Origin of the sequence: Janthinobacterium sp. BJB426, assembly GCF_002735705.1 — a bacterium.
Taxonomy (GTDB): domain Bacteria; phylum Pseudomonadota; class Gammaproteobacteria; order Burkholderiales; family Burkholderiaceae_D; genus Janthinobacterium.
The window spans coordinates 24,419-44,828 of the sequence record NZ_PDZL01000012.1 but is presented as its reverse complement, the minus strand read 5'-3'; the positions used below and the strand labels follow the sequence as shown (position 1 = coordinate 44,828).

Sequence of the window (20,410 nt, the reverse complement as noted above, 5' to 3'; positions counted from 1 at the left end):
TTGAAACCCTTACTTCATCTGGGGAAAAGCAAATTCCACACCAGCGCTTGCCGTGTTCGGCCAACGCTGCATCACGGCCTTGTGGCGCGTGTAGAAACGCACGCCCTCGGGACCATATGCGTGGTGGTCGCCGAACATGCTGCGCTTCCAGCCGCCGAAACTGTTGAAGGCCATCGGCACGGGCAAGGGGATGTTGACGCCCACCATGCCGACCTGTATCTGGCGCACGAATTCGCGCGCCACGCCGCCGTCGCGCGTGTAGATGGCCACGCCGTTGCCGTACTCGTTGGCGTTGATCAGTTCCACCGCATGCACCACGTCAGGACACCGGAGCACGCACAGCACGGGGCCGAAAATCTCTTCCTTGTAGATGCTCATGTCGCGCGTGACGTGGTCGAACAAGGTGCCGCCGACAAAGAAGCCGTTCTCGCGTCCCGCCACCACGTGGTTGCGGCCATCGACGACCAACGTCGCGCCCTGCTCCACGCCGGAGGCGATGAGTTTTTCGATGCGCTGCTTGGCGGCCAGCGACACGACCGGTCCCATTTCCGCACCATCTTCCATGCCGTCGCGCACTTTCAGTGCGGCCGTGCGCGTTGCCAGTGCGTCGATCAATTTGTCGCCCGCGTCGCCCACAGCCACCACGACGGAGATGGCCATGCAGCGCTCTCCTGCCGAACCGTAGGCCGCGCCTATCAGCGCATCGACCGTCATGTCCATGTCCGCGTCGGGCATCACCACCATGTGGTTCTTCGCGCCGCCCAGCGCCTGCACGCGCTTGCCGCTGGCGCCGCCGCGCGCATAGATGTATTCGGCGATCGGCGTGGAGCCGACAAAGCTGATCGCCTGCACCACAGGGTGGTCGAGCAAGGCGTCGACAGTGACCTTGTCGCCCTGCACCACGTTGAAGACGCCGTCAGGCAAGCCCGCTTCTTTCAGCAGTTTCGCGTGCAGCAGGGACGCCGACGGATCGCGCTCGGACGGCTTTAATACAAAGGTATTGCCGCAGGCAATCGCGACGGGGAACATCCACATCGGCACCATCACGGGGAAATTGAATGGCGTGATGCCAGCCACCACACCGAGCGCCTGACGCATGGACCAGGCGTCGATGCCGCGCGAAATCTGGTCCGTGAATTCACCCTTCAGCAGTTGCGGAATACCGACGGCAAACTCCACCATCTCGATGCCGCGCGCCACCTCGCCCTGCGCGTCGGCAAAGGTCTTGCCATGCTCGCGCGTGAGCATGGCGGCAAAGTCGTCCGTGTGCTGCTGGCATAGCTGCAGGTAGCGGAACAGGACACGGGCACGCGTCAGGGGCGGCGTGGCCGACCAGGAGGGAAAGGCGGCGGCGGCCGCCTGCACGGCCGCGTCCACGTCTTCCACGGTGCCCAGCGCCACCCGGGCCACGGGCTCGCCCAGGGCGGGGTTGTAGACGTCGCCGTAGCGGCCACTCCGGGTATCGACCTTGGCGCCGTTGATAAAGTGGGTAATCGTATCGAGATCGTTCATGGTGTTCCTTAGTCGAGATTTTTTAATACCTTGGCCAGCTTGCCAAACAGCTCATCGACATGCTGTTTTTCCAGCACCAGCGGCGGCGACAGGGCGATGATGTCGCCCGTCGTGCGTATCAGCACGCCGTCGGCGAAGGCTTGCTTGAAGGCGTTGAAGGCACGCGTGCCCGGTTTGCCGACGATGGGATCGAGTTCAATACCGGCGATCAGGCCGATGCTGCGCAGGTCGATCACGTGCGGCAGCCCCTTGAGCGAATGCACGGCGTCGCTCCAATACGCCTGCATCGCTTTAGCGTGACCGAGAATGTCCTGTTCCTCGAACACTTGCAGGGTCGCCAGCGAAGCGGCGCACGCGAGCGGGTGGCCGGAATACGTGTAGCCGTGGAACAGTTCAATGCCGGGCGGCGCATCCATGAAAGCGTCGTGGATATACTTTTTGCTGAACACGGCGCCCATCGGCACCATGCCGTTAGTCAGGCCCTTGGCCGTCGTCATCAGATCCGGCTCGACGTCGAAATAGTCGGCTGCAAATGGCGTCGTCATGCGGCCGAAACCCGTGATGACTTCATCGAAGATGAGCAGGATGCCGTGCTTGGTGCACAGCTCGCGCAAGCGTTTCAGATAGCCTTTCGGCGGTATCAGCACGCCCGTGGAACCGGCCACCGGTTCGACGATGACGGCGGCAATCGTCGAGGCGTCGTGCAGGGCGACGATGCGTTCCAGTTCATCGGCCAGGTGGGTGCCGTATTCGGGCTCACCCACCGTGTAGGCGTTCTTGTCCAGGTTGTGCGTGTGCGGCAGGTGGTCCACGCCGGGCAGCAGGGGGCCGAAGGTCTTGCGGTTGCCGCCGATACCGCCCACGGAAATGCCGCCGAAGCCCACGCCGTGGTAGCCGCGTTCGCGGCCGATCAGGCGCGTGCGCGCGCCCTCGCCGCGCGCCCGATGGTAGGCCAGCGCGATCTTCAACGCCGTGTCGACGGCTTCGGAACCGGAATTGGTGTAGAAGACGTGGCCAAATTTATGCCCCGTGTAGTCCATCAGTTTTTCCGCCAGCTCGAAGGCGGCCGGATGGCCCATCTGGAAGGTAGGAGCGAAATCGAGCTGGCCCACCATCTCGCGGATGGCGCCGACGATTTTCGGCTGCGCATGACCGCACGGCACGCACCACAGGCCGGCCGTACCATCGAGGATGGCATTGCCATCGACGTCCTTGTAATACATGCCTTCGGCCGACACCAGCAAGCGCGGGTTGGCCTTGAAATCACGGTTGTTCGTAAACGGCATCCAGAATGCCGACATCGATTCCGGCCTTGTTTCGTTCATGACCTTCTCCTTGGGATGGGGGCTGGCGCGGGGCCAGGATCGTTTTTGACGAAGCGTAAAATAATTTACCAGTTGGCAAAAAGCTGATGTAATAATAGACAGGCCACCTCCAATGGCACAGATACACAAACGGCAAAGTACCCCAACCGTACAGGTCGAAATACCACTACAGTTTTGTGCAAGGCAGCATAAGGAGCCACCGTGAAGCACAGCGACAGCACAGACGATGCCCCCGAGCAAGCAAGCGGCTGGCCCGTGCTGGACATCGACCGCCAGAAAAAGGGCGGCCTCGTCGAGCAGATCGTCATCGCCATCAGCGTCATGGTGGGCAGCCGTGCCCTGCGCATCGGCACGCGCATGCCGTCCGTGCGCCAGTTCGCCCGCTGCAATGGCGTGTCGACGTTTACCGTCGTCGAATCGTACGATCGCCTGGTCAACCTCGGCTTGCTGTCGTCGCGCCGCGGCTCCGGCTATTTTGTCGCGCGCCACGATATCGCTGCCTCGCCGCAGGCCGCCGTACACGCGAGTCCCACCGCCATCGATGCCCTCACGCCGGACCTGTATTCGGGCGTGTCCGACGCCCTGCCCGTGGGCGCCGGGTGGCTGCCGCCCGAGATGTATGGCGAAGCGACCGTGCTCGATGCCGTGCGTCAGGCCATGCGCATTCCCGCCAGCCGGCTGCGCGGCTATGGCCATCCTCTCGGCTTTCCCTCGCTGCGCCAGCACCTGGCCGCCAGCCTGTCGGAAGAGCTGTTCCAGGTGGAGCCGGACCAGGTCTTGCTGACGCACGGCGCCACGCATGCTTTCGATCTGATCCTGCGCAGCCTGACCAAGCCGGGCGACACGGTGCTGGTGGAAGACCCCGGCTACAGCAATTTGCAGTCGCTGATCCGCCACCACGGCTGCATCCCCGTGGGCATTGCGCGCGGCGAGACGGGCCTCGACCTCGATGCGCTGGCCAGCGAAGCCGCGCGCACGCAGCCCAAGCTGATGTTCGTCAACACGGTGCTGCAAAATCCGCTTGGCACATCCTTGAGCCAGGCGCAGACGCACCGCCTGCTGGCACTGGCCGAGCAATTCGATTTCTGGCTGGTGGAAGACGATATCTATCGCGAACTGGCGGCGCGCGGCGATGCGTCGCTGGCGGCCATGGACGGCTTGCGCCGCGTGATCCGCGTCGGCAGTTTTTCCAAGACCCTGTCTCCCGTGCTGCGCGTGGGGTCGATTTGCGCCTCGCCGTCGCTGGTGGCTGAACTGGTGCGCGTGAAAATGCTGGCGGGACTGACGACGTCGGAAATCAACGAGCGCGCCGTCTACCATGCCATCTCCGCGCGGCCCTACAAGCGCATGGTGGAACGGCTGGTGGCGCAGCTCGACGCGGCCCGCGAACGCAGCATCGATTGCCTGGCGCAGGCAGGCATGGCGCCCGTGGCGCGTCCGCGTGGCGGCATGTTCGTCAGCGCCGGCTGGCCCGACGTCCAGACGCCGGAGTGGAATGGCAAGATCATCGCCGACATGGCCTTGAAGGCGGGCATCCTGCTGTCGCCGAACGAATTTTTCATGCTGCGCACGCCCGAGACGGTGTGGTTCCGCTTCAACGTGGCCTACACCGACACCCCCGTGCTGCAGGCATTCCTGCAATCGATACGCCCACGCTAAAGAATCCGCCATGGCCAGCGACAAATCCCCTGCCCTTCCCGTGAAAAATGCCGGCGGCCGGCGCCTGCAGAACCGCGATCGCCTGGAGGCGGACATCCTGGCACAAGCCGTGCGCGCATTCGCGGAAAGCGGCTATGAGGGCGCATCGATCGCCACCATCGCCGAGCGGGCAGGCCTGTCGAAGCAGAACCTGATGTACTACTTCCCGTCCAAGCAGTTGCTGTACCAGCGCGTGCTCGACGATGTGCTCGACGACTGGCTGGCGCGCATGGACATGCTGGCCAATGAACACGACGAGCCGCGCGACGTGCTGCGCGCGTATATCGGCGCCAAGCTGCGTTTTTCGCGCGAACAGCCGTGGGCCTCGCGCGTGTATGCGCTGGAAGTGATCAATGGCGCGCCCCTGTACGGCGCGCAGATACGAGAAAGGGTCGTGCCCCTGCTGCGCAAGGATATCGCCGTCTTCGAAGCCTGGATCGCCGCCGGCAGGATCGCGCCCGTCAACGCCACGCACCTGATGTTCGCCATCTGGGCCATGACGCAATCGTATGCGGATTTTTCGGCGCAGATGGCCCTGGTGCTGGAGCGCAAGCAGCTCACGCGCAAGGATTACGAGGACGCCGAAATCCTGCTCACGCACATGGTACAGGCGGCTATTGCCCTGCCCGGCGCGTGATGAAATTTCCAATGAACAATCTGGCAGTGATAGCATGGCGCGCTGGAGCGTTTGCATTGGCGGCGCGATACCCACAGGATAAGGAGCAGGCATGAAACAATGGTCATCGGCGCGCACGGCGTCATTGCTGGGCAAAGCTGCCTGCGCGGCGCTGCTGGCAGTGGCGTGCGCGGCACAGGCGCAGACAGTCGGCATGATAGAGAATCAGCCGCTGAGCGAAACCTGGCTCAACGCGGGCTTTTATTCGTATCACTTTCAGCGCGACAAAAACTTGAACGACAGCAATCCGGGCCTGGGCGCCGAATACCGCTTTTCCACGGTCGCCTCGGTCACGGCTGGCCGCTTCTACAATAGCGACCGCGCCTACTCGAACTACCTGGGCGTGTACTACCAGCCCATCAAGGTGGGCCCGCTGCGCGTCGGCGCCGTCGTTGGCGGCTTCAGCGGCTATCCGAAGATGCGCGACGGCGGCTGGTTCCCGGCCCTGGTACCCACCATCAGCTATGAGTACCAGCGCGTGGGCGTGAATATCGCCATCGTGCCGTCCTACAAGGACCGCCTGTATGGCGCCCTCAGTTTCCAGCTGAAACTCAAGGTCTTCGAATAGCCGTTTGTCACTGCCTGTCGCCGTTCGGTCCGCCATTCCTGCCATTCGTCGCATACGTGATGTCTGGCAGCAAGGTTTTGCCTATAGTGGATTCATCGCCAGCTTGCATACGCAGCGGCACCCACACGACAGGAGAACGGCATGAAAGACCTCAATTCGGCACCGGGCAGCACTTCCTTCAGCGCTTTCTGGAACGAACTGTGCGCATACACGCGCCAGGGCCTGGCCGCCCTGCGCGCCATGTCCTGGCCCATGCTGCTGGCGTGCTGCCTGGGCCTGGCGTTCCTGATCACCATCTTGCCGCTGGCCATCATGCTGTTTGCCCTCGTCATGCTGCTCAGATGGGCAAGCAACAGCGACGACATGGGCACGGATACGGACACGAAGGCAGCGAATTCCTCGCAGTCGCCGCAATAAAAATTTGCGTCGCGGCAAGAGTGCAAGGATTGTTCTATGGCACTATGGACGGGAGCGGCACTGACGGGCATCAAACCCATCCCGATGGATGGGTTTGATACGGAACGCTGCGCAGTATCCATGATCGAAGCTACTCCCCCACAGCCATAGGAGTTTTCTGATGACCACGACAGCAAAAGCTACAGCAGCGACAACCATTCCCTGCCTGCGCTACCGCGACGCGCCCGCCGCCATCGAATGGCTGTGCAAAGCGCTCGGCTTTGAAAAACAATTGATCGTGCCTGACGGCAACGGCGGCGTCGCCCATGCGCAACTGAGCTTTGGCAATGGCATGGTCATGGTGGCGCCAGCCATCGACAGCGACTATGGCCGCCTGATGAAACTGCCCGGCGACGTCGGCGGCGCGAACACGCAGAACTGCTACCTGGTCGTCAATGACGCCGACGCCGTCTACCGCAGCGCGCGCGAAGCCGGCGCCGAAATCGTGCTCGACATCAAGGACGAAGATTACGGCGGACGGGGCTTTACCTGCCGCGACCCGGAAGGCCATATCTGGAGCCTGGGCACCTACGATCCATGGTAAAACGGAGAACAATGATTATCAGTACCCTCGCCGCCGCCAGCCTTGCGCTGATCGGCGGTTTCCTGTCCGCTCCCGTCCTCGTCGACGAGCACCTCAATCGTGTCCACCCGCCGTCCGGCAAGGCGCCGTCGGCAGCCACCGTGGCCCTGCACCAGAGCCTGTGGATCGCGGACCTGCACGCCGACAGCCTGCTGTGGCAACGTAATCTGAACCGCGACAGCCAGCGCGGGCATGTCGACTTCCCCCGCCTGCAGCGGGCCAACGTGGCGCTGCAAGCCTTTTCCGTCGTCACCAAGACGCCGCGCAAGATGAATATCGAGCGCAATGGCAGCGACACGGACAACATCACGGCCCTGGTGGTGGCACAAGGCTTGCCGCCCGCCACCTGGAACAGCCTGCTGGCGCGCGCTACCTACCAGGCCGACGAGCTGCGCCAGCAAGCAGCCAGGAGCGATGGCAAGGTGCGCGTGATCGGCAGCCGCGCCCAGCTGCGCAGCTTCATCGCCGCGCGCGAAAAAAATCCGAACCTGCTGGCCGGCTGGCTGACACTGGAAGGCGCGCATGCGCTCGAAGGCAAGCTGGACAACCTCGATACCCTGTATCAGGCCGGCTACCGCATGGCCGCGCCCACGCATTTCTTCGACACGGAACTGTCCGGCTCCCAGCACGGCCTGAAAAAAGGCGGCCTGACGCCGCTGGGCAAGCAATGGCTGCGCGCCATGGAACAGCGCAAGATGATCGTCGACCTGGCGCATGCCTCGCCGGCCACCATCGACGACGTGTTAACCCTGGCGAAACGCCCCGTGATGGTGTCGCACACGGGCGTGCGCGGCACTTGCGCCAATGGGCGCAACCTGAGCGATGCGCAATTGAAACGCATCGCCGCCCAGGGTGGCCTGGTGGGTATCGGTTTCTGGAATACGGCCGTCTGCGGCAAGGACGTGGCGTCCATCGCGCGCGCCATCAAGTACACGGTAAAACTGATCGGCGCGGAACACGTGGCCTATGGCTCGGACTTCGACGGCGCCGTCACCACGGCCATCGATGCGACGGGCTTGCCTCGATTGACGCAAGCCCTGCTCGACGCGGGACTGTCGGAAGCGCAGATTCGCCGCGTGGCGGGCGAAAACGTGCGCGACTTCTTGCTGAAAAACCTGCCGGACGATGACGCCTAGCCCAGTGCGCTGATCAACGCCTGGTCCGCCACCTGGCGCGGGCGGATGCGTATCAGCTTGCGGTACAGCGGCGGCATCGACTCGCACAGCACCAGCAGGGCGTCTTCTCCCATGGCGGGGCGCACGTACTGGAATTGCGCGGGATTATTCTCTGGCAGCGCGCCTTCCATGGTGGAGCCGTAGGCGCCCAGGGTCATGAAACTGGCGGCACTGTCGTCCGGGCCGATGGCCAGCACGAAGGTGCCGTGCTTGGGGTGGCCCAGGTAGCTTTTGATCTCCTCCTGCAGCGCCGGTGCCGCATTCGCCATCAATTCAAAGCGCAGCTGCGCGTACTGGCGCGTGCACTCCATGAACGGCGTGCGGATGGCCGATTGCGACAATTTCCCCGGCATGCACAGCAGCAGGTTGCCGAAGGAATCGAGCAAGGCGGCCGCGTCGCCCTGGCCGCCATCGCGCACATCCTGCTCCATGGCCGCCTGCAGGAATGGCGCCAGGCCCGCATCGGGCGCATGCGGCTTGCAGCGGTAAGTCAACGCATCGGGATAGCGGCGGCGCAGGGCGCGCACCACGGCATGCTCGGACGGCAAGGTGACGGGATCGCGCAAGTGCACGTCGTCGCCGGCGTTCAGCAGCTGCATCACCTGCGCCGATGTCGACTCGAACACGAGCGAACACAGTGCCTGCGTCGCCTCATGGATGCTCTTGCCGATGAAAAAAGATTTGGGTGCGGCGCCGGAAGGCAGGCGCGCATACTCGGTGGCGCCGCGTACGGCCGGATAGCAAAAGCTACGGCCGGCCTGCGCCTGCAGCGGCGCAGGCAAGGCGGTAAAACTGGCGCTGCCATCGTAATTGATGCCCGCCTTGACGTCCGGCGCGGCCACCACCACGTTGAAACCGGCTGCCAGAATCGCCCCCGTGCACATGCAGCAGGGGTCGAGCGAGGTGACGATGGTCAGTTCGCCCGGCGGCGGCAAGGACGTGCCCTTGGCGCGCTCGGCGAAATACCAGTCCACCAACTGGCGTTCGCCATGCGCGGTGGGGTCGAACACCAGGCCCTGGCGCACGACGTTGTTGTGCATCGATTGCAGCACGTTGCCGGCGCCATCGAGCAGCACGCCGCCCACGCCGAAGGTTCCCTGCGTCTTGGCTGCCATGGCTTCGGCCGCGGCAATCGCCACGGCGGCCTGGATATCGATCGTCTTGTTCAAGCGAATCCTGTTACTTCATGTCCAGGTCGGAATTGCCGAAGCCGTGCGGCAGCAGCCAGCCGGCCGTCACTTCCATGATGTCGTTTTTCAGGTTCGTCAGGATGACCGGCAGGTCGGCGCCGCCCATCTCGAAGATCACCTGGCGGCAGGCGCCGCACGGAGATATTGGTTCGGCCGTGTCGCCCGTGACGGCCAGCTTGGCAAAGTCGCCCGGCTTGCAACCATGCGCGATGGCGCTGAAAAACGCCGTGCGCTCGGCGCAGTTGCACAGGCCATAGGCGGCATTTTCCACGTTACAGCCACGGAAGACGCGGCCATCCTTGCACAGCAGCGCCGCGCCCACCTTGAAACGCGAGTATGGCGCGTAGGCCAGTTCGCGGCCGGCATTGGCTTCGGCGATCAGTTCTTGGTTGTTCATTTTTTCTGTCATACCTTTGAAATCATTAAGGCCGGGGTCAGACCCTCAACACCGCTGACACATGGCTCAGCGCCATCACAAACGGGGGGCTGACCCCAGGTTTACTTTACGGACGAATGGTACGGTAAATCACCGGATTGGCCGCCAGCGCCACCGCGCTGATGGCATACGCTTGCTGGATTTCCCTGACGGCTTGCTGCGCCGCCGCTTCCGTGCGCGCGTGCACCATGCCCAGCGGCTGGCCAATGGCCACTTGCTCGCCCAGGCCCACGAGGTCCGTCAGGCCGACAGCGAAATCGATGCTGTCGGTCGGACGGCGGCGGCCACCGCCCAGGGCCACCACGGCCAGGCCGATGGCGCGGCAATCGCGCACGTTGGCAAAACCGGCTGACAGCGCGGGCGCCGGCATGATGAATGGCGCCTGTTCCAGGTGCTTGTCCGGGTTCTCGACCAGGTCGGCCGGGCCGCCCAGAGCGGACACCATGCGCGAAAAGCGCTCGGCTGCGTCACCCGAGTCGAGGGCCGCCATCAATTTCACGCGCGCCTCCTCTTCGGTGGCGGCCAGGCCGCCCAGCACCAGCATCTCGGCGCACAGCGCCAAGGTGACTTCATGCAGGCGCGCGGGACGCGAACGGCCCGTCAGGTAATCCATGGCGCCGCGCACTTCCAGCGCATTGCCCGCATACGGCGCCAGCGATTCGTTCATGTCCGTCAAAATCGCCGACGTCTGCATGCCCGCGCCATTGCCGACGGCGACGATACTCTCGGCCAGTTCCACCGATTTGTCGTAGGTCGGCATGAAGGCGCCCGTGCCCACTTTCACATCCATCACCAGCGCGTCCAGGCCGGCCGACAGTTTCTTCGACAGGATGGAGCCGGTGATCATGGCCACGGATTCCACCGTGGCGGTGACGTCGCGGATGCTGTAAAAACGCTTGTCGGCCGGCGCCAGCTGCGCCGTCTGGCCGATGATGGCCACGCCGATCTCCTGCACCACCTTGCGGAACAGTGCATTGTCCGGCACCGTGCAGTAGCCGGGAATGGCGTCGAACTTATCCAGGGTGCCGCCCGTGTGGCCCAGGCCGCGGCCCGAGATCATCGGCACGTAGCCGCCGCACGCGGCGACCATGGGGCCCAGCAGCAGGGAGACGACATCGCCGACGCCGCCCGTCGAATGCTTGTCGACGATGGGACCGGGCAGGTTCAGCGAACGCCAGTCCAGCACCTGGCCGGAATCGCGCATGGCCAGGGTGAACGCCACGCGCTCGTCCATGTTCATGTCGTTGAAATAGACGGCCATGCCCAGCGCCGCGATCTGGCCTTCGCTGACGCTGCCGTCAGTGATGCCACGCACGAAAAACTGGATTTCCTCGGCGCTCAGCACGCCCTTGTCGCGCTTCTTGCGAATGATTTCCTGGGTTAACAACATGGAATAACTCCAATCATGAGATCTGGGGTCAGTCCCTGCGGATCTGACCCCAGCTTTGTAACGCTAGTTACTTATCAGACGCCGTAAGGAATCCACACGTTTTTCACTTGCGACGCATGCGCCAGCACGGCGCGGCCACCGCTTTGCGCGGCGCTGTACCAGTCGCGGCCCTTGGCGCCGCCGACCCAGGTGCGCTTCAGGGTGCCGGCCGACAGGCGCTCGACTTCGGCACAACCTTCAGCGGAACCGTCATGGCGCCAGACGGCGTCGATGTCGGCGTGCGTGGCCAGGGTGCGCGCCAGTTCATCGGCGTTGCCGCTGATGATATTGACGACGCCGCCTGGCAAGTCGGACGTATCGAAGACCTGGTACAGGTCCAGCGCGGAAAGCGGATGCGCTTCCGACGGCACCACCACCACGCGGTTGCCCAGCGCGATGGCCGGCGCCACGAGCGAAATGAAGCCCAGCAAAGGCGCTTCGTTCGGGCAGACGATGCCGATCACGCCGACCGCTTCGTTCAGCGCCACGGTAATGCCTTTCGTTGGCGGCTGGTGCGCCAGGCCGTCGTACTTGTCGGCCCAGGCGGCGTAGTAGAACAGGCGTTCGATCGATGCCTGCACTTCCTTCTCGGGATTTTTACTGCCCGTCATGGCGGCGATGCGGGCGGCGAATTCGTCGCCGCGCGCTGCCAGGTTTTCAGCGATGTAATACAGCACTTGCGCGCGGTTGTGCGCCGTTGCGCCGGTCCAGCCGGACGCTTTATGGGCCGCTTCGACTGCGTTGCGAATATCCTTGCGGCTACCCACGCCCACCTCGGCCAGCAGGGCGCCGTTCGCGCCAAACACCGGGGTGCTGTAGGCGCTGTCGGGGCGCGCCTGCTTGCCGCCGATGTACATCTTGGCCGTGCGGTCGATGGCGAACGGATCGGCTGCCGCCGGCTTCACATTGCCCTTGGCTTTCGCTTCCACCACGGGCAAGGCCGGGCGCGCATCTTCGGCCAGGGCCGTCATGTATTCCAGCATGCCTTCGCGGCCGCCTTCACGGCCGAAACCCGATTCGCGGTAGCCGCCGAAGCCGCACGCGGCGTCGAACTGGTTGGCGCTGTTGATCCACACCACGCCTGCCTTGATGGCGGGAGCGATGTCGAGGGCCAGGCTGATCGACTCGGTCCACACGCTGGCGGCCAGGCCGTATACCGTGTTGTTCGCCAGCTGCACCGCTTCTGGTGGCGTGCGGAAGCTCATCGCCACCAGCACGGGGCCGAAGATTTCAGCCTGTGCCACGGCGGCCGAAGTCGACGCGCCCGTAATCAGGGTCGGCGGGAACCACGAGCCGTCTGCCGGCAGTTCGCACGCCGGCTGCCAGACGTCACAGCCTTCGGCGCGAGCCGAATCGACCAGCGCGGCGATGCGCTGGCGCTGCACGGGGTCGACCAGCGCGCCCACGTCCATCGATTTGTCCAGCGGCGAGCCGAGGCGCAGGTTTTCCATGCGAGCGCGTACCTTGTTCAGGAAGCGCTCCTGGATCGATTCCTGCACCAGCAGGCGCGAACCGGCGCAGCATACCTGGCCCTGGTTGAACCAGATCGAATCGACCAGGCCTTCCACGGCGCCATCGAGGTCCGCGTCTTCGAAGACGATGAACGGCGACTTGCCGCCCAATTCGAGGGACAGCTTCTTGCCGCTGCCGGCCGTCGCTTCGCGAATGAGGCGGCCCACTTCCGTGGAACCCGTAAACGCGATCTTGTCGACGCCAGGATGGTTGACGATGGCCGAGCCCACTCTGCCGTCGCCGGTGACGATATTGACGACGCCGGCCGGCACGCCCGCCTGCACGCACAATTCGGCGAACAGCATGGCCGTCAGCGACGTGAATTCGGCCGGCTTGAAGACCACCGTGTTACCGGCCGCCAGGGCCGGGGCGATTTTCCACGACAGCATCAGCAGCGGGAAATTCCACGGCACGATCTGGCCCACCACGCCCACGGCGCGGTAGTCGGCGAATTCTTCCGACTGCAGCTGCGCCCAGCCGGCGTGATGATAGAAGTGGCGCGCGGCCAGCGGCAGGTCGATATCGCGCGTTTCGCGGATGGTCTTGCCGTTGTCCAGGGTTTCGAGCACGGCGAACAGGCGCGAATGTTTTTGCAGCAGACGGGCCAGCGCGTACATGACTTTGGCGCGGCCGTGGCCACCCATGCCTTGCCAGACGGGCAGCGCGCGGCGCGCCGCTTCGACGGCGCGTTCCACATCAAGGTCGGTCGCTTGCGTCAGTTCGGCCAGTTGCGTGCCGTCGGCAGGATTGGTCGAGGCGAACAGTTCCGCCGGCGCGCTCCAGGCATTGTCGATGAACAAACCGAATGTGCGCTGGTGGCCATCGAGCCACGCTTGCGCTTCTTTTTGACTTTCGGGAGCAGGGCCGTAGTCCATAGTATTGAGAATCTCGTTAATTGTTGGCATGACGATTGTTCTTTAAGGTTGTGCGTGACGATGATTGGCCGAGTAGCTGCCGGTGACGTAGTGCTCGAGCTGGCGCTCGATGTCGGTCAGCAGGCTGGAAGCGCCGATGCGGAACAGGTGCGGCTGCAGCCATTCGTTGCCCAGTTCTTCCTTCATCAGGGTCAGGTATTGCAGCGCGCTCTTGGCCGAGCTGACGCCGCCGGCCGGCTTGAAGCCCACCTGGAAGCCCGTCTGCTCGTGGTATTCGCGGATCGTGCGCACCATCGTCAGGGCCACGGGAATGGTGGCGTTCACGCCCTCCTTGCCGGTGGAAGTCTTGATGAAATCGGCACCGGCCATCATGCAGACCCACGATGCCTTGGCCACGTTTTCCATCGTCAGCAAGTCGCCCGTGGCGAGAATCGCCTTCACGTGCGCTTCGCCGCACGCCTTGCGGTAGGCCAGCATTTCGTCGTACAGCACTTGCCAGTTGCCGTTCAGGACGTGCTGGCGCGTGATGACGATATCGATTTCCGAGGCGCCGGCGGCGACCGACAATTCGATCTCACGCAGCTTCGTTTCCATGCTCGTCAGGCCGGCCGGGAAACCCGTCGACACGGCGGCGATGGGCAAGCGGCCCTGGATGACCTTCACGGCCGGCTGAATCATCTCGTGGTACACGCATACGGCGCCGGTGCTCAATTGCGTCAGGCCCAAGGCGTCCATCAGGTCGGCGCGCAGCGGGCGCATGGCCTTCATGCACAGGCGTTCCACGCGGCCCGGCGTATCGTCGCCGCCCAGGGTGGTCAGGTCGATCATCTGGATGGCTTTCACCAGCCAGGCGGCCTGGTATTCCTTTTTCACCGTACGGCGGTTCGCCAGGCTGGCTGCGCGGCGGTCCGTCGCGGCGCGGTTGACGCGGATCTGGTTGATCCAGCCCAGGTCGAGGCCAACGGCCTCATTACGCTTGAATTCGGGGTGCATGAGTGTCATAACAAGCTGGTTCCATTAGCAAGTGGTGGTACGCCAAGGTGCTTGGCGAGGGTTTGGCCAATATCGGAGAAGGTCTCGGAAATACCCAGTGCGCGCGGGGCGACGCCGGGGCCGAAGAAGATCATCGGAATGTGTTCGCGGGTGTGGTCGGAGCCGTGCCAGGTCGGGTCGCAGCCATGGTCGGCGGTAATCACGACCAGGTCGCCTTCCTTGAGCTTGGCCATGAATTCCGGCAGGCGCGCATCCATTTCGCGCAACGCGTCAGCATAGCCCTCGACGTTGCGGCGGTGGCCGAAAGCCTGGTCGAAATCGACGAAATTCACAAAAGTGAGCGACTTGTCCTGCACTTCATCGGTCGTCTTCAACAACGCTTCGAACAGCGCCATGTTGTCGACGCCCTTGACGACGCGCGAGATGCCCTGGGTAGCGAAAATGTCGCTGATCTTGCCCAGGCCGACGACTTCGCCGCCAGCATCCTTCACGTGATCGAGCAGGGTCTTGCTTGGCGGCGCGACGGCGTAATCGTGGCGGTTCGACGTGCGCGTGTAGTTGCCATTGCTGCCCGTGAACGGGCGGGCGATGACGCGGCCGATGTTGTACGGCTCGACCAGCTTGAAGGCCATTTCGCACACCTGGTACAGGCGCTCGAGGCCGAACGACTCTTCGTGCGCGGCGATCTGCATCACCGAGTCGCCCGAGGTATAGATAATCAACTTGCCGGTGGCGACGTGTTCATCGCCATGCTTGTTGATGATGTCCGTGCCCGAGGCATGGCAGTCTCCGAGGAAGCCGGGCACGCCCGACAGGGCTTTCAGCTTGTCGGTCAGGTCGGCGGGGAACGATGGCGTGGTGCGGGGGAAGTAGCCCCAGTCAAATTCGACGGGCACGCCGGCGATTTCCCAGTGGCCGCTCTGCGTGTCCTTGCCGGTGGAGCGCTCGCGCGCCGCACCGTAGGCGCCGGTGAAACCGTCGCGCTGGTCGAAGCCCGTGGCCCATTCGCCGCTGGCCAGGTGCGCCGCGGCGCCCAGTCCCAGGCGTTCCATGTTCGGGAGTTTCAAGGTCTTGCCGCTTTTGGCGACAGTGCTGGCAATGTGGCCAAAGGTATTGGCACCTGCGTCGCCATACTTGGCGGCGTCTGGCGTCGCGCCAAGGCCGAAGGAATCAAGCAGGAGGATAAATGCGCGTGACATGATAAGGCTCGCTTTATGGATTAATGCAAAGATGATGCGGACAGTGTAGGCCGGATTTTCCCGGCCTGCCGCGCGGCAGCGCCGGTGGCCGGCGCGCCGCTACTGCTTAAAAAAAGTGCTTAGGCTTGCGGCGTAGCCGATACGGTCGCCAGGAAAGCCAGGATCAGCTTGACCAGGTCTTTCGCGCCGATGGCCGCGTATTTCAGGGTTTGTTCGTGCGACAGGGCGAATGGCGACATGCCTTCGGCCAGGTTGGTGATGACGGACACGCCCACCACTTTCAGGTCGCAATGACGGGCCGAGACCACTTCCGGCACCACGGACATGCCGACCGTGTCGGCGCCCAGGCGGGCCATCATGCGGATTTCGGCGGCCGTCTCGAAGTTCGGGCCAGGATAGGCGACGAACACGCCTTCGTGCAGGGTGATGCCGTTCGAGGCAGCCGTGTCCGCGACCAGCTTGCGCAGGTCCGCATCGTAAGCGTTGGCCATGCTGAAGAAGCGCGGACCGAAGCGGTCGTCGTTCGGGCCGACCATCGGCGTACCTGGCAACAGGTTGATGTGGTCGCTGATGGCCACCAGGCTGCCGGCGTCCACTTCAGGGCGCAGGGAACCGGCGGCGTTGGTGACGAACAGCATTTCGCAGCCCAGCAGTTTCAGGGTGCGGATGGCACTCGTCATCACGCCCATGCCATAGCCTTCGTAGAAGTGGCCACGGCCCTTCATGCAGACGACGGCGACGCCCGACAGGGTGCCGATCACCAGTTCGCCGGCGTGGCCGTGCACGGTGCTGATCGGGAAGCCTGGCAATTCGTCAAAGCTGATGCTGACGGCGTCCGTCATCTGCTCGGCCAACACGCCCAGGCCGGAGCCGAGGATCATCGCCACGCGCGGCTTGAAATTTTCAGGAGCGCGGGCACGGATGATTTCGGCGGCGTGGAAAGGGGTGTTGTTCGACATGGTTATCCTCTGATTGACTAATGATGATGGGTTGCTGCCTGCACGGCCGTGCCCGGTGAAGAAGTACGGCCCAGGTTACGGGTATGTATATGGGTGCTGCTGGTATATCCAGATGCGTATTGCCTCTATTTGCCGCCACTATGCATCAAACGGAATATGTATGGCAAATACCATTTTTCTTGCCCATTTATACAATTCAAATATAAATGGCCGATATTATAGTCGAGGCAAGCCCAGGCCCGCCATGCCCGGGAAATCCGTGCATACAAGCTCCATACGAGCACTTTCCGCGCACGCCAGACACGCACTTCACGCACGCTTGACACCAACAAGACAAATGTTTACAGTCGCAGACAAATGTTTAACCATCTGCGAAAACCTTGTGACCGATACCAATAAAAAAGACCAGCTGTACACGCTGATCCGCAACAACCCCTTCATCTCGCAGCAAGACCTGGCGAGCGAGCTGGGCTTGTCGCGCTCGGCCGTCGCCGGCCACATTGCCGGATTGATACGCGAGCGGCGCCTGCTGGGACGCGCCTACGTGCTGCCCGACAGCCGCCCCGTGCTGTGCATAGGCGCCGCCAACCTCGACCGCAAGATGCGCACCCTGGCGACCTTGCAGATGGGCACATCGAATCCCGTGCGTTCGGAAGAAGTGTTTGGCGGCGTGGGCCGCAACATCGCGGAAAACCTGGCACGCCTGGCTATCCCCGTGGCCCTGCTGACGGCGCTGGGCGACGATGCGGCCGGCCACGCCCTGCAGACGCACGCGGAAGACGCGGGCATCGACATGCGCGGCAGCTTACATCTGAGCAACACCAGCAGCGGCACTTACACTGCCGTGCTCGACGAACATGGTGAAATGCTGCTGGCGATGGCCAACATGCAACTGTACGAACAACTGACCCCCGCCTTTTTGCACAGCCGCCAGCCACAGCGCGCGGCTGCCGCCCTTACCGTCTGCGACCTGAACCTGGGCCACGACAGCGTGCAGGCTCTGCTGGCCGATGCGCGCCAGGACGCGGCCCACGCGACGCCGCTCGTCATCGTCGCCGTCTCGCAGCCGAAGATGGCGCACCTGCCGCAAGACCTGACGGGCTTGCATTTGCTGATACTGAACCGGGGCGAACTGGAAACGCGCGTGGCGCGGGCCTTGCCCACGGCCTTCGAGGTGCGCGCCGCCTGCCGCGAAGTGCAGCGCCAGGGCGCGCGCCAGGTAATCGTCACCTGCGGCGGCGAAGGCGTGTACTTCACGGATGGCGACAGCCCGGACGCGCCTGTCGTGCACCTGGCCGCGCGCGAAGTGGACGCCGTCGACGTGACGGGCGCCGGCGACGCGTTTTCCGCCGCCGTCTGCTGGTCGCTATACCACGACAGCAGCGATTTGAAACTGGCGTGCCGGCGCGGCCTGAAGCTGGCCGCCATGACCCTGGAATCGGCTGCCACCGTCTCCCCCCATATTTCCGCCGGCGCGCTCGACAACATTGACGACGCCGACCTGGCGCCGCCTCCCCCTACCCTCTTTCAACAGGACTGAACCATGACCCAATTACAGAATTTCCTCTTGTTCTCGCAAGAAGTGCTCGACGCACGCGCCGCCGGCAAGGCCATCGTGGCGCTGGAATCGACCATCATTTCGCACGGCATGCCGTATCCGCAAAACGTGGAAATGGCGCGCGAAGTGGAACAGATCATCCGTGACGGCGGCGCCGTGCCAGCCACCATCGCCATCATCGGCGGCAAGATCTGCGTGGGCCTGTCGCCCGAACAACTGGAATTGCTGGGCACCTCGCCCGACGCCATGAAGGTCAGCCGCCGCGACTTGCCGTTCGTCCTGTCACAAGGCAAGCTGGGCGCCACCACCGTGGCCGCCACCATGATTTGCGCGGAACTGGCAGGTATTTCCGTGTTTGTTACGGGTGGCATCGGCGGCGTGCACCGCGGCGCGGAAACCAGCTTCGACATTTCCGCCGACTTGCAGGAACTGGCGCAAACCTCGGTGGCCGTCGTCTGCGCGGGCGTGAAATCCATCCTCGACATCGGTCTGACCCTGGAATACCTGGAAACCCATGGCGTGCCCGTCATCAGCGTGGGCCAGGAAGGTTTCCCGGCCTTCTTCACGCGCGAAAGCGGCTTCAAGGCCGATTTCCGCCTCGATACGGCCGCAGAACAGGCTGCCTTCATCGGCACCAAGTGGCAACTGGGCTTGAAGGGCGGCGTGATCGTCAGCAACCCCGTGCCGGCCGCGCAAGCCATGCCCAAGGAAGAAATCGATGCGATCACCGCGCAGGCGCTGCAGGAAGCGGACGCGGGCGGCGTGAAGGGCAAGCAAGTCACGCCATTCCTGTTGTCACGCATCAAGCAACTGACGGATGGCCGCAGCCTGGCGACGAATATCGCGCTGGTCAAGCACAATGCCCAAGTCGGCACGGCGCTGGCCATTGCCATGCAGGCAGTCGTGGCACGATAATAGGACTGCTGTAAAGAAAGCGCGCGCGCCTTCAAGGGTTCGCGCGCCGTTCCATCGCCTAGCAACACGCAACGCCAAGGAAAGCATGTCCATCGATCTGAAACAGTTAAAGTATTTTCTTGCCGTTGCCGAGGAGAAAAGCTTCAGCCGCGCCGCCGAGCGCCTGCATATCTCGCAGCCGCCCTTGAGCCAGCAGATCATGAAACTGGAAAGCGAACTGGGCGTACGCCTGTTTGCGCGCACCACGCGCACGTTCGAGCTGACCGTGGCGGGCAAGGCGCTGATGAACGAGGCGGCTGACCTGCTGGCCAAGATGCGCATGACCATCGACACCATCCGCCAGATCGACCGCGGCGAAGTGGGCCGCTTGCGCGTGGGCATCGTCGGCTCGGCCATGTGGGGTCCCATCCCCAGCCTGCTGGAAGAATTCCAGACCAAATTTCCCCGCGTCAGCTGGACCATCCATGAATTCGGTCCCACGGTGCAATACGAAGCCTTGCGCGCCAAGCAAATCGATGTCGGTTTCTGGCGCGAACCCAAGCTCAACGACGACGACTTGCGTCACGACAATCTGCGCCAAGAACTGTGCTTCCGCGAAAACGTCTGCGTGGCCGTCAATGAACACCATCCGCTGGCGAAAAACACGTCCATCGAGCTGATCGACATCGCCCACGAGCCCATGCTCACCCTGAACCTCGACAAATCCGCGTTCCCCCGCTACCTGGTGCAATGCTGCATCAACGCCGGTTTCGAACCCGTGATTTTCCAGGAAGCGAGCGAACCGCAAACCCTGCTGGCCATGGTCGGCGCGGGCCTGGGCGTGACCCTGGTGCCGGAAACGACGAGCCGTATCGGCTGGCCCGGCGTCGTGTTTCTGCCGATCAAGACCAATCCACCGTCGGCCAACCTGTACATCAGCTACACCACGCTGGACGACGCGCCCGTCGTGCGCGCCTTCTTAAATATTTTGAATCCCCCGGCCGCCTGATCTGCTACGCCACCTATTTATATGCCCCACATATAAATACATAAACAAAAACGTATTTGTCATACATATCTGGCATGATGCATAGTGATTCGGACGCCCATCGTGGCGCCGGTTCCGTGCTTGCCCTGCCCGTCAATTGACGGCGCATCCCAGCCCGCTCCGGCAGCCCCCTTCGATGTTGTACCTATAAAAGAGACGGGGCCGACTGTTGCATGAGCATCACATTGTCGACATAAAAGCATCCGAGGCCAGCAATGATCTTGTGCAATACCGTGCAATGTTGATAAGGAATTATCACCTCGTGCATCAAAAACAGGCTAAATCGGCCCCAAATTATATGTTTCACCTATAAAAAATATACAA

General features: G+C 63.2%; 18 protein-coding genes. 9 read left to right on the top strand and 9 right to left on the bottom strand.

Features of this window, described 5'->3' with window-relative positions:
- Positions 1-9: 9 nt before the first annotated feature.
- Together CSQ93_RS18700 and CSQ93_RS18695 are read right to left on the bottom strand one after the other, a co-directional pair.
- Complete coding sequence (locus CSQ93_RS18700) at positions 10-1,512, bottom strand: CoA-acylating methylmalonate-semialdehyde dehydrogenase (protein ID WP_099379326.1); 1,503 nt, start codon at positions 1,510-1,512, stop codon at positions 10-12.
- A gap of 8 nt (positions 1,513-1,520) precedes the next feature.
- Positions 1,521-2,837 (bottom strand): aspartate aminotransferase family protein, encoded by a 1,317-nt coding sequence (locus tag CSQ93_RS18695; RefSeq protein WP_099379325.1) that lies wholly within the window; start codon positions 2,835-2,837, stop codon positions 1,521-1,523.
- Positions 2,838-3,038: 201 nt separating this feature from the next.
- Here CSQ93_RS18695 and CSQ93_RS18690 point away from each other — a divergent pair, with 201 nt between their 5' ends.
- From CSQ93_RS18690 to CSQ93_RS18665, 6 genes are all read left to right on the top strand, one after another.
- Positions 3,039-4,496, top strand: coding sequence for an aminotransferase-like domain-containing protein (locus tag CSQ93_RS18690; protein WP_099379324.1), 1,458 nt, complete (start codon positions 3,039-3,041; stop codon positions 4,494-4,496).
- A gap of 10 nt (positions 4,497-4,506) precedes the next feature.
- Positions 4,507-5,172 carry a TetR/AcrR family transcriptional regulator gene (locus tag CSQ93_RS18685; RefSeq protein WP_099379323.1) on the top strand — a complete coding sequence of 222 codons (666 nt, stop codon included), beginning with the start codon at positions 4,507-4,509 and terminating at the stop codon, positions 5,170-5,172.
- A 91-nt stretch (positions 5,173-5,263) separates the two neighbouring features.
- Positions 5,264-5,779 (top strand): hypothetical protein, encoded by a 516-nt coding sequence (locus tag CSQ93_RS18680; RefSeq protein WP_099379322.1) that lies wholly within the window; start codon positions 5,264-5,266, stop codon positions 5,777-5,779.
- A gap of 141 nt (positions 5,780-5,920) precedes the next feature.
- Positions 5,921-6,196 (top strand): hypothetical protein, encoded by a 276-nt coding sequence (locus tag CSQ93_RS18675; RefSeq protein WP_099379321.1) that lies wholly within the window; start codon positions 5,921-5,923, stop codon positions 6,194-6,196.
- A 160-nt stretch (positions 6,197-6,356) separates the two neighbouring features.
- Complete coding sequence (locus CSQ93_RS18670; RefSeq protein ID WP_099379320.1) at positions 6,357-6,779, top strand: VOC family protein; 423 nt, start codon at positions 6,357-6,359, stop codon at positions 6,777-6,779.
- Between the two features lie 11 nt (positions 6,780-6,790).
- Positions 6,791-7,954, top strand: coding sequence for a dipeptidase (locus tag CSQ93_RS18665; RefSeq protein WP_099379319.1), 1,164 nt, complete (start codon positions 6,791-6,793; stop codon positions 7,952-7,954).
- Here the strand turns inward: CSQ93_RS18665 and CSQ93_RS18660 are convergent.
- The 7 genes from CSQ93_RS18660 to xapA all read right to left on the bottom strand — a co-directional run bounded on the left by CSQ93_RS18660 (position 7,951) and on the right by xapA (position 16,586).
- Positions 7,951-9,162, bottom strand: a complete 1,212-nt coding sequence (locus tag CSQ93_RS18660) for a nucleoside deaminase (protein ID WP_099379318.1) — start codon at positions 9,160-9,162, stop codon at positions 7,951-7,953. The genes CSQ93_RS18665 and CSQ93_RS18660 overlap by 4 nt on opposite strands.
- 10 nt (positions 9,163-9,172) lie before the next feature.
- Complete coding sequence (locus CSQ93_RS18655; RefSeq protein WP_099379413.1) at positions 9,173-9,580, bottom strand: cytidine deaminase; 408 nt, start codon at positions 9,578-9,580, stop codon at positions 9,173-9,175.
- Positions 9,581-9,686: 106 nt separating this feature from the next.
- Positions 9,687-11,009 carry a thymidine phosphorylase gene (gene deoA, locus CSQ93_RS18650; protein WP_099379317.1) on the bottom strand — a complete coding sequence of 441 codons (1,323 nt, stop codon included), beginning with the start codon at positions 11,007-11,009 and terminating at the stop codon, positions 9,687-9,689.
- Between the two features lie 74 nt (positions 11,010-11,083).
- Complete coding sequence (locus CSQ93_RS18645) at positions 11,084-13,465, bottom strand: aldehyde dehydrogenase family protein (protein WP_442778337.1); 2,382 nt, start codon at positions 13,463-13,465, stop codon at positions 11,084-11,086.
- 12 nt (positions 13,466-13,477) lie between these two features.
- Positions 13,478-14,437 (bottom strand): deoxyribose-phosphate aldolase, encoded by a 960-nt coding sequence (gene deoC, locus CSQ93_RS18640; protein WP_034785577.1) that lies wholly within the window; start codon positions 14,435-14,437, stop codon positions 13,478-13,480.
- Positions 14,434-15,627 (bottom strand): phosphopentomutase, encoded by a 1,194-nt coding sequence (locus CSQ93_RS18635; protein ID WP_099379315.1) that lies wholly within the window; start codon positions 15,625-15,627, stop codon positions 14,434-14,436. The genes deoC and CSQ93_RS18635 overlap by 4 nt, the downstream gene beginning before the upstream one ends.
- 119 nt (positions 15,628-15,746) lie before the next feature.
- The gene (gene xapA, locus CSQ93_RS18630) at positions 15,747-16,586 is read right to left on the bottom strand and encodes a xanthosine phosphorylase (RefSeq protein ID WP_099379314.1); all 840 of its coding nucleotides are present in this window, start codon (positions 16,584-16,586) and stop codon (positions 15,747-15,749) included.
- 382 nt (positions 16,587-16,968) lie between these two features.
- On the opposite strand from xapA, the gene CSQ93_RS18625 reads away from it, so the two are divergent.
- The 3 genes from CSQ93_RS18625 to CSQ93_RS18615 all read left to right on the top strand — a co-directional run bounded on the left by CSQ93_RS18625 (position 16,969) and on the right by CSQ93_RS18615 (position 20,047).
- Complete coding sequence (locus tag CSQ93_RS18625; RefSeq protein WP_099379412.1) at positions 16,969-18,126, top strand: carbohydrate kinase; 1,158 nt, start codon at positions 16,969-16,971, stop codon at positions 18,124-18,126.
- A 3-nt stretch (positions 18,127-18,129) separates the two neighbouring features.
- Positions 18,130-19,059 carry a pseudouridine-5'-phosphate glycosidase gene (locus CSQ93_RS18620; protein WP_099379313.1) on the top strand — a complete coding sequence of 310 codons (930 nt, stop codon included), beginning with the start codon at positions 18,130-18,132 and terminating at the stop codon, positions 19,057-19,059.
- Between the two features lie 85 nt (positions 19,060-19,144).
- Positions 19,145-20,047, top strand: coding sequence for a LysR family transcriptional regulator (locus tag CSQ93_RS18615; RefSeq protein ID WP_077400023.1), 903 nt, complete (start codon positions 19,145-19,147; stop codon positions 20,045-20,047).
- Positions 20,048-20,410 lie beyond the last annotated feature (363 nt).